The organism is Gottfriedia luciferensis (assembly GCF_002156865.1).
Taxonomy (GTDB): Bacteria; Bacillota; Bacilli; order Bacillales; family Bacillaceae_G; genus Gottfriedia; species Gottfriedia luciferensis.
The window spans coordinates 148049-162430 of sequence record NZ_NCTA01000004.1 but is presented as its reverse complement, the minus strand read 5'-3'; the positions used below and the strand labels follow the sequence as shown (position 1 = coordinate 162430).

Sequence of the window (14382 nt, the reverse complement as noted above, 5' to 3'; positions counted from 1 at the left end):
ACTCCATTATGATAAATCAATTTTCATGTCAAATAATCGTTTTATTGAAATAAATAACTTTTCAACTGTTAATTTTAACCTTATTTAATTTCCTCACGCTGAAAAAGAGTTGCTACTGAACCTCTTTTTTGCATGCCCTTATTTTTTAGCTACTTCTATATTTTCAAAAAAGGAACAAAAAGGCTCAAACACCCAATTCGTTTCAGCCTTTTTGTTTATAAACTTTTTATAGCACTTTCTTCCCATATACGTTTCGTATCAACTCTACTACTCTCGAACTTCAAGTGAAAAACATCGGGATTACTAAGATTTTTCCAGTCTTCAAAACCAAAACCGTTATGATAATTCATTAATAGTAAGGACATTAAATTACCATGTGTTACAATAACTGTTTTTTGAAAATCACTATTGAGGATATCCTGGATTACGTCTAGTGCACGATTCAACGCTTCTTGACTTGATTCACCACCTTCGAATTTTAATTCTAGATCAACAAAAGTAGCTTCTAATTTTTCAAGCCAATCAGGTAAATCAGTAGTGCTTAGTATACGTTCCGACAAACGGTCATCAATCTTAATCGTAAGGTCTTTCTTTAAACTTGTTGGTTTAATTGATTCAATTGCGCGTAAAAATGGACTTGATATGATATGATCAATTTGAATTGCAGAGAAAAAATCAGCTAATTGGATAGACTGCCTCATTCCTAATTCAGTCAATTCTGACTCAGATGGCTGTCCTTCAGCCGCGCAATGCCTAACAATAAATATCTCTTTATTCATCTTCCCACTCCTATCATCACTTGCATTAGTTTATTTATGTACCTCTAATGAAGATAAAAATGTAATTGAGGTTTTTAAATCAAACCTTCAACAATATGATTCGCATTCCATTTTATTCTTTCTTTATGTAAAAAAAGATGCAAATTCAAATTGAATTGCATCTCGTTTAAAGTAGTTCACTCACTCTGAACCGAATCTCTTTGATTCATTTACCCGAGTCTTATGAATTAGTTTTGATTAGCGTGATTCATTGAAACTTCTTCATGCATAATATGAAACTCTTTTCTAATGATCTCACTTTTTAACTTTTTGTAGTCATCTTCACTAATAGTTGGCGGAAGCGTAATTAAAATTCTTCGATAAACTGAATCGCTGTCTAGTGTGATACAGCTTTTTAGATTACAATATTTATTTACAAGCTTAGCCAATCTAGCTAATGCGCCTTCATGCTCCATTGTACTAACAGTTAAAGAGTATCCTCCATCCTTTAGTCCCCAAGCCTCTTCCAATAATTCAAATACAGTTTTATGTGTTAATATTCCTACAAACTCATTTAAATCATTTACAACCGCTAAATAAGGGAAACGTTTGATTGTAAAAAATACTTTAAAGAAAGGTGAATCTTCTTGAATTGGTGGACATTCTTTACGGACGAAATCATTAACCGTTTTACCTTGTAATGAATCGTGATCAACTAGATATTCAGCTAGGTCAACTTTATATAAATTTCCTACATACTCTTTATTATTTTCACTTAATACAGGGATACAACGATAATTCGATTTTTTTAATAAATCCCATGCAAATTGAGCTTCAGTAGAAACCATACAATTTACTACATCATGTTTTTTTACGATATTCCCTTTTATTCTCATTTTTACAAACCCACTTTCAACTATATTTTCACTATCGTTCTTAATTTTTTATATTCTTATTGCACTTTCTTACTCAATCAAATAACTTCACCAGAGCCTTTCTCACAAATTCTTAACGCCTTCATTAGATTAATTCGACCTTTCTTTCAATCTACCTTTTTTGATTTTTGAACAAATTTAAAATTTTATTTTCTCTTTGAAATAATGAAAGACCAACATCTTTACTATATTTTTGATTGTTGAAATACATGACAAAAATTTCATTAAAATACAGCTTTTTCTTATAAATGATTTAAAAAGTGTTTTCAAATTGACCTTTGAAGAAATTAAATGGAACGAATTGGGTGCTCGACTCCTGTGGGAGATGCGGGAAGACTTAAGAGCAGGAATGGCAGGAAAGAATAGGATAGGCAGGATGCAGGTAGGACTGAAATTATTTAGAATTATTACAAGCTGACAAATACATTTTTCAAGAGCAAAAAAGAAGAGATTACATCTCTTCTTCCAGTGTAGACAAATTCCTAATTATTTGATTTTCAGACTGGTTGAAAACGCTTGTCTTTCGAGGCGCGAAGCCTGGCGAGGAGCGGAGTTACCTTTAGACGGGTAATGAGCACCGCAGGCAGGCGAAGCAACGAAGAAAGCGAGCGTTTGTCAACAGTCTGAAAGAAGAGATTAGCATCTCTTCTTCCTACCAATATTATTTATGCTTCTTTTTTAAATTCACTTTTTAAATCTTTTTTTAATTGTTCAATTTTATAGTCAAATGATTGTAAGTCAAATTCCGAACGAACTCGTAATTCTAGGTCACGAATTTGTTTTTCGAAATAGTTAAAATCAATTGATGGCATTTTACTATTCAGTAAATGTTGCGTCTCATTAATTTTTTTAGTAGCATGTGCCATATTTTGGCGTGACATTAAATCATATTTCTTTGTATGAAGCTCTTTTAACTTTTTTTCAATTTGATTTACTTGCTCATGCATAAAACTAATTTCTTCTTCTGTTTTCGTGATTAATGATGCAAACTTTTCAGCTTGTTCTTTATAGAATTCAATATCTTCGCTAGCACGTTTAATTAGATCCTCTTCACCAGCTTCATTTGCAACTTTCAATTGTTCTTCTCTTTTATGCATCATTTGAAGAGCTCCTTCACGTTCAACTTGAAATTTTGTACGTAAAGAATAATGTCTTTCAAGTAACCCTCTTACTTTACCTAATTCACCTTCTGATTGTTTAATAAAGTAGTTTAATTGAGAAATTGGATTTTGTTTTTCCTTTTCATCTAATAAACCGTGTAAATCTGCTGAAATTTGTTCTTTGATTCGAGTAAATAAATTTTTCATTTTTAATACACTCCTCTTATTTTATTGTGTTAAAATTCTCATCGTAAATTTTAAATTCATCATCTTTAAGGTTTTTTTGGTTTTTATAATCTTTATATAGGTAGTAAAGCAAAATTGCTGCTGCAACACCTATTAAAGAAGGAAGACCACTTATGGCAATCGATAATCCAACTAATCCAATAATTGTCCATATGATTTTCTTAAAGATCGATTCTGTTTTTACAAACTTTTTAAAACTGTAATACGTAATCAGTAACCCTATTGCTAATGAAATCAACCCACCTAAATTCGCTAATGCAACTCCAATTAATATTAGTACGAGGATAAAAGTTAAAAACTTTTTCATGACCTCGTCGCCTCCTTTCAACTTATACTCCTATCTTATACAAGTTTTACGATCCGAATAATGGCCTGAGGAATGGTTTTATATCGGTCTTAAGTAGTAGAGTAGGGAAAAAATGAAAGAAACTCACATCAAATTTCTATTATTTTGAAGATTAGTTTCGAATCCATAGAAATACACTCCATCTGCCATTTACACAATGGTAGATGGGTTTCTTACTGAATTCATAAGCTTTATAACAATAACGGTAATTTTTGATAGAGTTAACGGACTTCAAATCTACCAAAGTCCGTTCTTTAATTTGTTCTTAGCGAATTGGCGACCTTTGCATTTGAAGTAAAGCGTTAAAACTTCCTCCTTTTTTTTCAAAACGAATGGAGAATTTTATGTTAAACTGATTTCGGACAAAATTAACGAAAAAAAGGAGTGTATGACATGATCAATACGATGGCTGTTTACAAAGACGGAACTCATGCATTCGGTGTATCTATAGAAGAATTAAATTCGGAACTCATTGACTGGGTATGGGTCGATTTTGAAAAACCTAGAACAGAAGAAATTGACTTGTTGCAATCCCAATTTCATTTCGACGATCTAGCAATTAAGCAATGTGTAAGCTATAAAGAAAGACCGAAAATGGACTATTACGATGGCTATCGTTTTATCATCCTACAATCATTACAAGAGAAAATGGAACGAGCAGAAATCGATCTCTTTTTGTCCCACAAGTACATCGTTTCATTCTGTTTAGAAGAGTCAAGTGTGTTACAAATGGTGTGGAACAAACTAAAAGGATTAAAGAATATAAAAAGTATGAAACCAGAACAAATCCTGTATCTCATTTGTGATGAAATTGTCGACAATTTCTTTCCAATCGTCCAAAAAATTGAGGATGACATCGAGGAGATTGATGAATTAGGATCAAATTCAGATCAAAGCATGATCGATGGAATCAAAACACAACTAAGCAAATTATCAAAGTTAAGAAAAACAGTTAAACCAACAAAAGATTTAATTTACCGTATTTTAAATTCAACACATGTTGAAATTGACAAAGAGACGACAAAAAAATTACGAATCGTCTACGAACACTTAGAGAAATTAATAGAAGACATTGTAGATAACAGGGAAATGGCTAATGATATCAGAGAAAGTTATATTTCAACGAACTCACACAAAATGAATAAAACAATGAAAATGTTAACATCTGTCTCGATTGTATTCATGCCCTTAACATTCATTGTCGGTGTTTACGGGATGAATTTTGTCCAAATCCCAGAACTTCAATTAAAGTATGGTTATTATTACTGCTGGGCAGTTATGCTAATCATCGTGATTGGGTTAGTGATATGGTTCAAGAAAAAAGATTGGTTCTAAGATTTGTTTGATTATATTCTCAATTAATAGGAAGAACAAAAAGAGGATTGTAAAGTAAATGAGTAAAGAAATAAGTTTTATTGAAAGTTTCACTTTATGTCAAACATTTTCGTACAAGAAAAAGGATAGAAATAACAGATATCGTTTCTGCTATTTTTATCCTTTTTTTGTAATACATAACCTTATTAATTAAAACAACAGTTTTATGATTCTTTATCAATCGGTGAAGTAATCCCATCTTTGTACAAATCAAAATACAGCTGACCATGTGTTCCTTGAACACAATAAGAAACATCGGTTAAAGTTAATCCTCGCTGCTTTAATTCTGTAAATAGCCAACTTTTTGTTAAGTGATTTTCAATAAAATTTTTATCAATAATTTGACCATCCATTATCAATTCAATCGGAAAAGATGATTGTGGTGGTGTATTGATACCTAAATCCTTTCTAATTACATTTCGATAGGGTGGTTTTTTTAATACGGATAATTGACCATCATCTTCAATTATAGCGTATTCCACTTCATCAATATCAAATATATCTTTTCTCCTCAAGGATTGATTTAAAGAATCCATCGTAAATTTTAATTTCTCCAAGTTTTTTTCAAGAATTATACCATTTTGTATTACAACGGTTGGCTCTCCATTAAGTAAAGATCTGGCATTTCTATTTTTCAATGAAATTAACGTGACAATAAAAATAATCGCACTAAAAATGACTAATGCAGTAATAAAGTTATTGAAATGTATGGAAGTATTAAAAGTCATATTTCCAACAATAGATCCTAGAGTAATTGAAGCAATATAGTCATGATATGTCATTTGAGAAATTGTTTGTTTTCCAAGTATATGTGCAATGCAAGTCAGTAAAACAAAAGCTGATAGTGTTCTAAGTATGACTTCAAAAGTCACAGTCATGATCATCACCTTGAACTTTTTCTAACTATTTTTTTACATTAAAACTAAAAAAATACATAAATGACAAAAGTCCTTCCTTGAATGTTTTTTGACAATTAGGCACGGATGAGAATCATGGTGAATCTAAAAAATGGTAGCGCAAGTATAGGAACTGAGCTACCATTTTTTATTCTATTTTCTATTACTTTAGAAGTTTATATAAGTGGAAACCACCGACTTCTACTTGATTGTGAATTTTTCCACCCAATGAACACTTACAGAAAGTTTTTTATTAAGTACTCTTTACTTTGGTTATATTCATGCTGGTAAACAGGTCTTCCGATTGTCCCATATATTACCTTGACGTCTAGGATTCCTAAATCCTTTAAGAAGTTCAAATATTTTCTCGTTGAAACTCTCGATATACCGACAGCATTTGCCACTTCTTCAGTAGAAAACGGTATCTCCTTCAATTCCTGAACCGCTTCCCACACTTGCTTTAAAGTATCCTTTGTTAACCCTTTTGGAAGCTCTTCGATTATCGCAGTTTCATCCCTGTGTAAAAGAAGATAATTATCGAGCTCCTGTTGGCTAACTGCTTCCAGCTTATCAGTAAACCGAGTCTTTTGCTGATAGTTGACAAGGGCAGCATTGAACCTTTCAAATTCAAAAGGCTTTATTAAATAATCGACAACACCATACCTTAATGCCTTCTTAATTCGCTCTAGATCTGATGCGGCCGAAATAATGATGACATCTACTTCAAGTTCATTTGTACGCAGGTACGTCAAAAGCTCTAATCCTTGTTTGCCCGGCATAAAAATATCCAGAAGTATAAGCTGTATATCTTCTTTGCCAAGTATGCGGATCGCATCATCAACGGAATTGACTATATTAGTCAAACGGAACCCATTAATTTTAGAAAGGTATCGTTTATTGATTTCCGCTACCATAGGGTCGTCTTCAACAATCATTACATTAATCATGCCTTTTCATCCTCTGCTTTATAAGGTATATACACTGCAAAATTCGTTCCCTTTTCCGGCTTAGAAGAAATAATTAGGTCCCCTTCTAGTCTTTCAATAGCCTGAGCTAATAAATATAGTCCGACCCCACGGTTATCTCCTTTCGTGGAGAAGCCTTTATCAAATACTTTATTTTGAATTGCTTTCGTCATTCCCATACCTGTATCCTTAACCTCAATTGTTAAAATATCTTCTGCGTAATCAAGCTTTAAGTCAACTTTTTTGACAGGACTGTTCGCTATCGCTTCCATCGCATTATCGACGAGATTTCCAATAATCGTTATCAGTTCTTGGGTAATTTCCGGGTTCACAGGCTGGGGTATCTTAGTGGTGCAATCAAATGATAATGATGCACCTGATTCTCTTGCAAAGCTTAGCTTGCCAATCAAAAATCCAGCTAGAACCGGATCCATGACATTCTTCGTTACAAAACCCATTTCCATTTCCCGGTGGTTAACCGTTTCAGACACATAGTTGGCAAGTGTATCGTATTGTTCGGTACGGACAAGGCCAAGAATAACATGCATCTTATTCATGAATTCATGGGCATGGGCACGAAGGGCATCCGCATAATTGCGCACCCCTGTGAGCTGTTCGGCCAATAATTGAACTTCCGTTTTATCACGGAATGTAGCGATTGCTCCAACTGGTTGATTATCTACTACTACCGGTACCCTATTTACCAAAATTGTAACTCCATGCAGATCCTGTTCCTGATCTACCTCAGTTTCTCCGGACTGTAAAATGCGGGTTAAACGGGTCTCAGGCAAATAATCTTCTATCTTGAGTCCTTTAGGATCCCCTTCTAGGCCGGCTTTTTTAAAAAGCTTACGAGCTGCCCTGTTTACAAGAGTAATTTTTCCTTCTTGGTCAATGGCTATAATACCCTCACGCACAGACTGGAGCATGGAACTCCTCTCTTCAAGCAGCCTTGCGATTGCGAACGGTTCGAGTCCCAATAAGATTTTTTTGATAAACCTGGCCAAGCCGACTGCACCGGTAACCCCGATTAATATTCCGATTATTGTCCCAATCATCATTCCCATCCGGCCTTTATGTACTGCCTTTGTTACGTTTTCCATTGAAATTCCTACAGCAACTGCGCCGACTTGTTTTCCATTTGAATTCTTTAATGGGGTAAACGCCCTCATAGAGGGACCGAGAATCCCTTTTGAGATAGATACGTACTCCTTCCCTCGAAGAACTGGCCCCTCATCTCCTCCTCTGAACCTCTTTCCCACTTCATTGGGATCCGGGTGGGAAAGTCTGATTCCTTTCATATCCATGACGACAACGAAATTAACATGCGTTAAATCTTTTATTTGATTTGCATAAGCTTGTACTTCTGTCGATTTTGTTTTCCCCTCAAGAGACTCAATCACTTGCGGGTTAAGAGAAACAATCTTTGCAATATTGAGTACCTTTTCCTTCTGTGTCTCTTCCACACTGGAGGTAATTCTCTTACTGATCAGCAAATCGGTTATGCCAAGTGACAAAGCGACGACAAAGCATACAAAAATAATAATAATGGCTTGTAAACTAAATCTTCCCTTTTTCATCGTTTCCTCCAGGTTATCTGCTTAATTATAGTATGAATAAGGTTTATCCATTACATACTAAGAGACTGCGAAGCTCTCTGGAAGAGCTTTGCAGTCTCTATAGTAAATCATCTTCATAAAATTGCACCAAGAATAAGGATTGAGTCAACGTTAAACGATTGCTCTTTCTATATTTTAAGATTTTAAATCTGTTTTAATATGAAAGACTACCTGTTAATGCTTCTTTCCCCTTGACTTCAATGTCCACACTCTTAATTACTTTATACTCTGGTACCCACATAGCATCTACAATTGCATTTTCAACATCTTGAATATTTACTTTCGCAATTCCTTCGTGTATTGCAGCATGTGCTACTTCAATCGCTACGTATTTTGAAACTTCATCAAGCTTTTCAATTGATGGCAAAAGGGATGCTCCAAGTTTACTAGTGTCAGACATTCTTGCAACCGCATTAGCAGCTGCAGCAAACATTTCTTTTGAGAATACTTCAGCTTTTGTTACAATCGCTCCCAAGCCTAGGCCAGGGAATACAAATGCGTTATTTGACTGTCCAATTTCATAAGAAACACCTTTGTATTCAACATTGGCAAATGGGCTTCCCGTTGCAATTAGAGCCTTGCCATCGGTCCACTTAATTAGATTTTCCGGCACAGCTTCAGCTAATGCAGTCGGGTTGGACATCGGCAAGATGATCGGACGCTCCACGTGCTTAGCCATTTCTTTAATCATTTCCTCAGTGAACGCGCCTGCTTGTCCAGAAGTACCAATCAAAATTGTTGGCTTCACCCTTTGAACTACTTCCATTAATGAAATAATCCCTTCCTCATTCTTATCCCAGTCCGTAACTTCATCTACGTTTCTTACATAAGGCTTCTGGAAGTTCAGAACATCTGGAGTTTCATTTGTTAGTAGACCGCGATAGTCTATAGCCCAGAAACGATCAAAGGCTTCTTCTCTAGTCAACCCTTCAAGAACCATGGCATCTACCATTTGGTCTGCGTTACCAATACCGGCAGCACCTGGTCCAAAGACAACAATGCGTTGATCCTTCAATGATTCTCCCTTTACTTTCAAAGCAGACATTATAGCAGCAAGAGTAACAGCACCAGTTCCTTGGATGTCATCGTTAAAGGTAAGGATTTTGTCACCGTATTTGTCCAAGATATTTCGCGCATTGACGTTGCCAAGGTCTTCCCAGTGAATGAGAACCTCTGGAAAGAACTTTCTTGCAGTCTGAACGAATAAATCAATGAATTGATCATAACGATCACCTCGGACACGTGCGAACTTGTTACCGATATACATAGGATCTGCAATCAAAGCCTGATTGTTCGTGCCAACATCCAGCACGATCGGCATAACTCGACTAGGGTCAATACCCGCTGCAGCCGTGTACACAGCAAGTTTCCCAATCGCAATATTAATCCCACCAATCCCTTGGTCCCCAATTCCAAGAATGCTTTCAGAGTCGGTAACGACGATTAAATCAATCCCATTTTTCGGCTTTCCTAGATTAGTAAATGCCCTTTCAATACCCTCAGGATCATCAATAGAAAGATACAAACCATCTGGGCGACGGTAGCTATGGGAGTATGACTGGATTGCATCTCCGACAGTTGGAGTGTAGATGATTGGAAGCATTTCTGCTAGGTGTTCCTTCAAAAGACGGTAAAACAAGACAACATTGCGGTTGTATAAATCATAAAGCAGCCCGTTTTTGAACAGATTCGTCGTCCTCATCGAATATTGTTCATAGACCCTATTAACTTGTTCATCCAGGGTGAGTACTTGTGGTGGTAACAAACCTTCAAGTCCAAGGTTTTCTCTTTCTTCTTTCGTAAAAGCAGTCCCTTTATTCAAAAAAGGATTAGAAAGAACTTCCTTTCCCTTTATTGTAGTTAACATAACATTCTCATTTTCATTCATGGTGTTTCCTTCTTTCTATCTTTAAATAGCATTCCGACAATATCGCAACCATGATAATAAAATTTTCCTTATCCCACTAGTTTTTTTAACTAAAAGACCCTTTTTTGTAACTAAATAAAGCAGACAGTGAAATCGCTGACTGCTTTATTTCTGTTTCATTTTCAAATTGGCTTAGCTTTAGTAACATGATGACCAGGGTCAGAATAGAATTTTACTTCGTCTCGTCATGATGCCTTTGCAATTGATTTTTCAGCTTTTTTCTTTTCGGTCCTTTTAAATACATAACTAACAATGATCGGACAGACTATTGCAGATATTACACATGCTGCTGCAACTTGCGCAGTAGCTCCTGGTGCGATTGAAGCTAAGGTTGGATCTGCTGCTGCAACAACTGCTGGTGTTGCTACAGCATTCCCTGCAGTTGACCCTGTTGCTAAACCAACGATAGGATTTTCTTTAAATAACTTCAGAAGTACGTATGCTCCAATTCCAGTGAATGCAGCTACTAATCCTAGTAATATACCAGGACCTCCCGCTTTTATAATTGTTGAGAGATTCATTCCTGCACCTAATGGGAATGAGAAGAATGGGATTAATAATAATTTACTGCTTCCAAGGAACTTTCTCATATCAGAATCAATATTTCCTAAAATCATTCCGATTAAGATCGGAATTAATACGCCTATAAGTGTTTGAAAAGGAATAGTAGCAAGGCCAGATGCACCTAATGCAACTAATGTGAAAAATGGACCATCTTTTAAAGAAAATAAAGCATATGCACCTACATCAGTTTCGTCACCATAAGATGAAGCAAGAGATGCATATAATCCGCCATTAGCATTCAATAACGCTGCAAGGATAGCTAATGGAGATAATCCTAGTATTCCGGCAGGCCCAAAAAACGTTGCTACAGTTATACCGATAGCAGCACCAACTATAAATTTTCCTGTCAATAATATTGCACCTTTTTTTAAAGCCTTTGGAGCTAATTTGAAATTAATTTGTGAACCAATTAAAAACATAAAACATGCCAAAATCGTAGATGATGCTTCTTTACTAAATAATGCCGTAGTAAAACTCCCAATTTTTAAAATTTCCGGGAAAAATGTATTCGTTAATACTCCTAAAAAAAGTGGTACAACCATCAAACCACCTGGAATTTTATCAAGCGTTTTCTTAATTGGAATTTGCATTTTTAACCCTCCTAATAGTTTTATAATCTTGAATGAATCCATAACAGAAAGCGTTTCCAACTTTCTTGCATGTTGTACTATGCTTACCCTTTGCTTTGTTACCTGTCTATCATATTCGGATGAAAACAGTTTTCATAGATTATGAAAGTTTAATAATCCTTTTTGTAAATAAAAAAAGTAAGCAGTTTCAAAAACTGCTTACAAAAAGTTTTTTATTATGTGTTCTTTATATTTGGAAAATTCATTTGAAACAAGCCGTCCTTTGTTTTCAACTCCATATCGCATGTCTTTATTTTTTTATTAATTGTTCAACTTTGTTCTTATCTTTTGTATTAGTTTCAATGAGCTTCTTTAGGTCTTTTTTATTTGTATATTTATTTAAATCTTTCTCATACCATTGCTGAAGTTGATCCCTTGTCAAAGTATATTTCTCTTCAGGAAAAGTAAAAGTAATCCATTCTAAATTTTTAACCAACGCAAATAGAAATGTAGCATTGTTTATTACCATAATTTTACGATCACCGGTTATATTTCCATATTCTAGTTCCATCCCATAAGGTTTCTTTTTAGTTTGGAGCGCCATTTCTTTAAATTCTTTACTCTGTGGTAATAGATGTATAATACCTCCTAACGCACTATTATTGCCGATATAAGAATCCTTATATTGAAAAATATCTTTACTTGAACCGTTACTTGATACACAACCAGTTAAACTCAAAAGTAATAACAACACGATCATAAAATACGTTGTAATTTTTTTCATAATTTCCCCCTTTAACTTTTCCTTTTTTTCAGGTTTTGAATGAAACCTTATTGCAAACAAATCACAATCAAGAGATTGCTAGATTCTTCTGTCCACTAAAAAAGACCAAGTAAAATAAGAGAAGGAGGTCCCTTCTCTATTTATATATTTTCATCCACTTCTACTTTTGTACTATTTTCTTCTTTTTTCATTTTGAAATATTCGTCTAAAATTCCACGGCCAATATATTTATTAACTGGCGCTTGGTCACTTTGTAGCCAAGGAACTACAACTGAAAAGGCAATTTCCGGATTATCATATGGAGCATAGCCAATCAGTGTTAAGTTATATGTTTTTTGAGGACCGTTATATTTTTTACGATCTGGTCCATCATATACAGATTGGGCAGTGCCTGTTTTACCTGCAGGTTTATAATCTGTACCAGTAAAATATTTGCGAGCTGTACCGCCGGTTTCATTATAAACTTTATAAAAACCTGTTTTAACTCGATCAATGTATGAATCTTTCATATCAATTCGATTTAATATTTTGGGTTTAAACTCTTGTCGAATAACTCCTGAATCTTCACCAATTGTTGGTTGCCTTAATTCCTTTGCAACATGTGGCTGTATTCTGTAGCCGCCATTTGCGATTGTCGATACATATTGAGCCAATTGGAGTGGTGTATATGTATCATACTGGCCAATCGCCATATCAAGTAAGAAACCTGGACTCTTATCTACACCTTTAAATCCGATTGCTTCATTTGGTAAATCAATTCCCGTTTTAACCCCAAGTCCAAATTGACTAAAACTATTACGGAAAACATCGAATGCTTTTACATCTATATCTAAAGGTTTATTCTCAACATAATGCGCATGTCCGATTGCCATCGCTGTTCGGAACATATAAACGTTTGAAGATCTTTTTAATGCTTCTAAATCACTAACCCATCCCATATTTTGATAGGATGCTTTTACAGGTGTACTTGCAATTCTGATTGGTGTATCAAATTGTTGTTGACCCGGTGAAATTGCACCAGTTTGATAACCAGTTAAAACAGTTGCACCTTTTACAGTTGAACCCATCTCATAAGATGAAGTAAGATTTCCAGTTGCATAATCGACTACTTTTGTTTTCCCTGTTTTTTTGTCTTTCACAATTTGTTTGCCTGACATCGCTAAAATTTCACCCGTTTTTGGGTTCATCATTGTTACAAATGCTCTGTCTAAGTATCTACCATTTGATGTAGCTTTTGCGATTACAAGCTGTTTTTTTACAATTTCATCCACTTTATGTTGAAGGTCAATATTAATTGAAAGTACAAGGTCACTTCCCGGCTCACCTTCTGAAATGACTTTTGTATCGACAATATTGCCATTTGCATCAATCACATTTTGCGTTTTACCTTTTGTACCACGTAAAACATCTTCATATTGTTTTTCAATATAACTTTTTCCTACGCGGTCGTTACGACCATAGCCACGTGCTAAATAATAATCTACGTTCTGAGCAGGTAATCCTTCTTTTTCGGTTGTAATATTACCTAAAATTGTTCGAAAAGTATCTTTATAAACATACTTTCGCTCCCAATTAGTTGTTACATCTATACCTGGTAGTTTGTCTAAATGCTCACTAACTTGCGCATACTCTTCCTCTGTAACTCCCTCACTTTTAATTGACTGTGGAGTTAACGCATAACCTACGCTCATTTGCTTGTAAATAGCTAAAATTTGCAAGTCTTTTGCACTTAGTGAATCAATATCAGCTTGTGTAATTTTATCAAGTTGCAAATTATAATACGCTTTATTGTAAGCTGCAACATCATCTTTGTATTCTTTTTTTAATTTTTTATTTTCCTTTTTTGATACTAGTTTCTTCGCAGCAGTTGGATGGTTAAGTAACCAATAATCTTTTTTATCTCTTTCCATTATTTTATCAACAGGCATATGAAGATATTTTGTTAATTTTGTCGCCATCGCTAAACGCTCTCCAGATGAAGTACCTTTTTTTCTTGTATACGTAATAGTCCGTAAAGGCGTATTATCTACTACTACTTTCCCATTACGATCTAAAATTTTCCCTCTTGGTACGGATTGATCGACCGTCATATTTCCTGTTCTTTCTAATTCTAATTTATAGTCTTCACCTTTAACGATTTGAACGACACCTAGTCTTAGAATTAAGACAGAAAATAATAGAAACACAAGAAAAAATAGTGTACTTAACCGTGTTGGTAATTTGACTTTCGCTTTCTCTGGTTTAATCATTTTTTCCCCTCTTTTACTCTTCCTGATGAAACAATACCATTATTTACCAA

The 14382-nt window shown here is 34.7% G+C and carries 12 protein-coding genes; 1 reads left to right on the top strand and 11 read right to left on the bottom strand.

Annotated elements, in window-relative coordinates:
- Positions 1-215: 215 nt before the first annotated feature.
- The 4 genes from B7R67_RS05390 to B7R67_RS05375 form a co-directional block, all read right to left on the bottom strand.
- Entirely contained in the window at positions 216-779 is a 564-nt protein-coding gene (locus tag B7R67_RS05390; RefSeq protein WP_088068277.1) for a histidine phosphatase family protein, read from the bottom strand.
- Positions 780-1006: 227 nt separating this feature from the next.
- Entirely contained in the window at positions 1007-1654 is a 648-nt protein-coding gene (gene cbpA, locus B7R67_RS05385) for a cyclic di-AMP binding protein CbpA (RefSeq protein WP_088068275.1), read from the bottom strand.
- Positions 1655-2358: 704 nt separating this feature from the next.
- Positions 2359-3000 (bottom strand): PspA/IM30 family protein, encoded by a 642-nt coding sequence (locus B7R67_RS05380; RefSeq protein ID WP_088068273.1) that lies wholly within the window; start codon positions 2998-3000, stop codon positions 2359-2361.
- A 16-nt stretch (positions 3001-3016) separates the two neighbouring features.
- On the bottom strand, positions 3017-3346 hold the full coding sequence (locus B7R67_RS05375; RefSeq protein ID WP_088068271.1) for a lmo0954 family membrane protein: 330 nt from the start codon (positions 3344-3346) through the stop codon (positions 3017-3019).
- 432 nt (positions 3347-3778) lie between these two features.
- Between B7R67_RS05375 and corA the strand changes: the two genes are divergently transcribed.
- A complete protein-coding gene (gene corA / locus B7R67_RS05370; protein ID WP_088068269.1) occupies positions 3779-4720 on the top strand; it encodes a magnesium/cobalt transporter CorA in 942 nt (313 codons plus the stop codon).
- A gap of 203 nt (positions 4721-4923) precedes the next feature.
- On the opposite strand, the gene B7R67_RS05365 is transcribed toward corA, so the two are convergent.
- The 7 genes from B7R67_RS05365 to B7R67_RS05335 form a co-directional block, all read right to left on the bottom strand.
- On the bottom strand, positions 4924-5637 hold the full coding sequence (locus B7R67_RS05365; RefSeq protein ID WP_088068267.1) for a DUF421 domain-containing protein: 714 nt from the start codon (positions 5635-5637) through the stop codon (positions 4924-4926).
- A 254-nt stretch (positions 5638-5891) separates the two neighbouring features.
- Entirely contained in the window at positions 5892-6602 is a 711-nt protein-coding gene (locus tag B7R67_RS05360) for a response regulator (protein WP_088068266.1), read from the bottom strand.
- On the bottom strand, positions 6599-8200 hold the full coding sequence (gene dcuS, locus B7R67_RS05355) for a DcuS/MalK family sensor histidine kinase (RefSeq protein ID WP_088068264.1): 1602 nt from the start codon (positions 8198-8200) through the stop codon (positions 6599-6601). The genes B7R67_RS05360 and dcuS overlap by 4 nt, the downstream gene beginning before the upstream one ends.
- Positions 8201-8393: 193 nt before the next feature.
- On the bottom strand, positions 8394-10127 hold the full coding sequence (locus tag B7R67_RS05350; protein ID WP_088068262.1) for an NAD-dependent malic enzyme: 1734 nt from the start codon (positions 10125-10127) through the stop codon (positions 8394-8396).
- Positions 10128-10351: 224 nt separating this feature from the next.
- Positions 10352-11320 (bottom strand): 2-keto-3-deoxygluconate permease, encoded by a 969-nt coding sequence (locus B7R67_RS05345; RefSeq protein ID WP_088068260.1) that lies wholly within the window; start codon positions 11318-11320, stop codon positions 10352-10354.
- 289 nt (positions 11321-11609) lie between these two features.
- Positions 11610-12083 (bottom strand): DUF4825 domain-containing protein, encoded by a 474-nt coding sequence (locus B7R67_RS05340; protein WP_088068258.1) that lies wholly within the window; start codon positions 12081-12083, stop codon positions 11610-11612.
- A gap of 140 nt (positions 12084-12223) precedes the next feature.
- Positions 12224-14332: a peptidoglycan D,D-transpeptidase FtsI family protein gene (locus tag B7R67_RS05335; RefSeq protein ID WP_088068256.1), complete on the bottom strand. Its 2109-nt coding sequence runs from the start codon at positions 14330-14332 to the stop codon at positions 12224-12226.
- Between the last annotated feature and the right edge of the window lie 50 nt (positions 14333-14382).

Bases quoted from the DNA above. Each gene is read 5' to 3' on its own strand.
- B7R67_RS05375 (WP_088068271.1), bottom strand. From the start codon at position 3,346: ATGAAAAAGTTTTTAACTTTTATCCTCGTACTAATATTAATTGGAGTT.
- cbpA (WP_088068275.1), bottom strand. From the start codon at position 1,654: ATGAGAATAAAAGGGAATATCGTAAAAAAACATGATGTAGTAAATTGT.
- B7R67_RS05365 (WP_088068267.1), bottom strand. From the start codon at position 5,637: ATGACTGTGACTTTTGAAGTCATACTTAGAACACTATCAGCTTTTGTT.
- B7R67_RS05345 (WP_088068260.1), bottom strand. From the start codon at position 11,320: ATGCAAATTCCAATTAAGAAAACGCTTGATAAAATTCCAGGTGGTTTG.
- B7R67_RS05360 (WP_088068266.1), bottom strand. From the start codon at position 6,602: ATGATTAATGTAATGATTGTTGAAGACGACCCTATGGTAGCGGAAATC.
- B7R67_RS05335 (WP_088068256.1), bottom strand. From the start codon at position 14,332: ATGATTAAACCAGAGAAAGCGAAAGTCAAATTACCAACACGGTTAAGT.
- B7R67_RS05380 (WP_088068273.1), bottom strand. From the start codon at position 3,000: ATGAAAAATTTATTTACTCGAATCAAAGAACAAATTTCAGCAGATTTA.
- B7R67_RS05350 (WP_088068262.1), bottom strand. From the start codon at position 10,127: ATGAATGAAAATGAGAATGTTATGTTAACTACAATAAAGGGAAAGGAA.
- dcuS (WP_088068264.1), bottom strand. From the start codon at position 8,200: ATGAAAAAGGGAAGATTTAGTTTACAAGCCATTATTATTATTTTTGTA.
- corA (WP_088068269.1), top strand. From the start codon at position 3,779: ATGATCAATACGATGGCTGTTTACAAAGACGGAACTCATGCATTCGGT.
- B7R67_RS05340 (WP_088068258.1), bottom strand. From the start codon at position 12,083: ATGAAAAAAATTACAACGTATTTTATGATCGTGTTGTTATTACTTTTG.
- B7R67_RS05390 (WP_088068277.1), bottom strand. From the start codon at position 779: ATGAATAAAGAGATATTTATTGTTAGGCATTGCGCGGCTGAAGGACAG.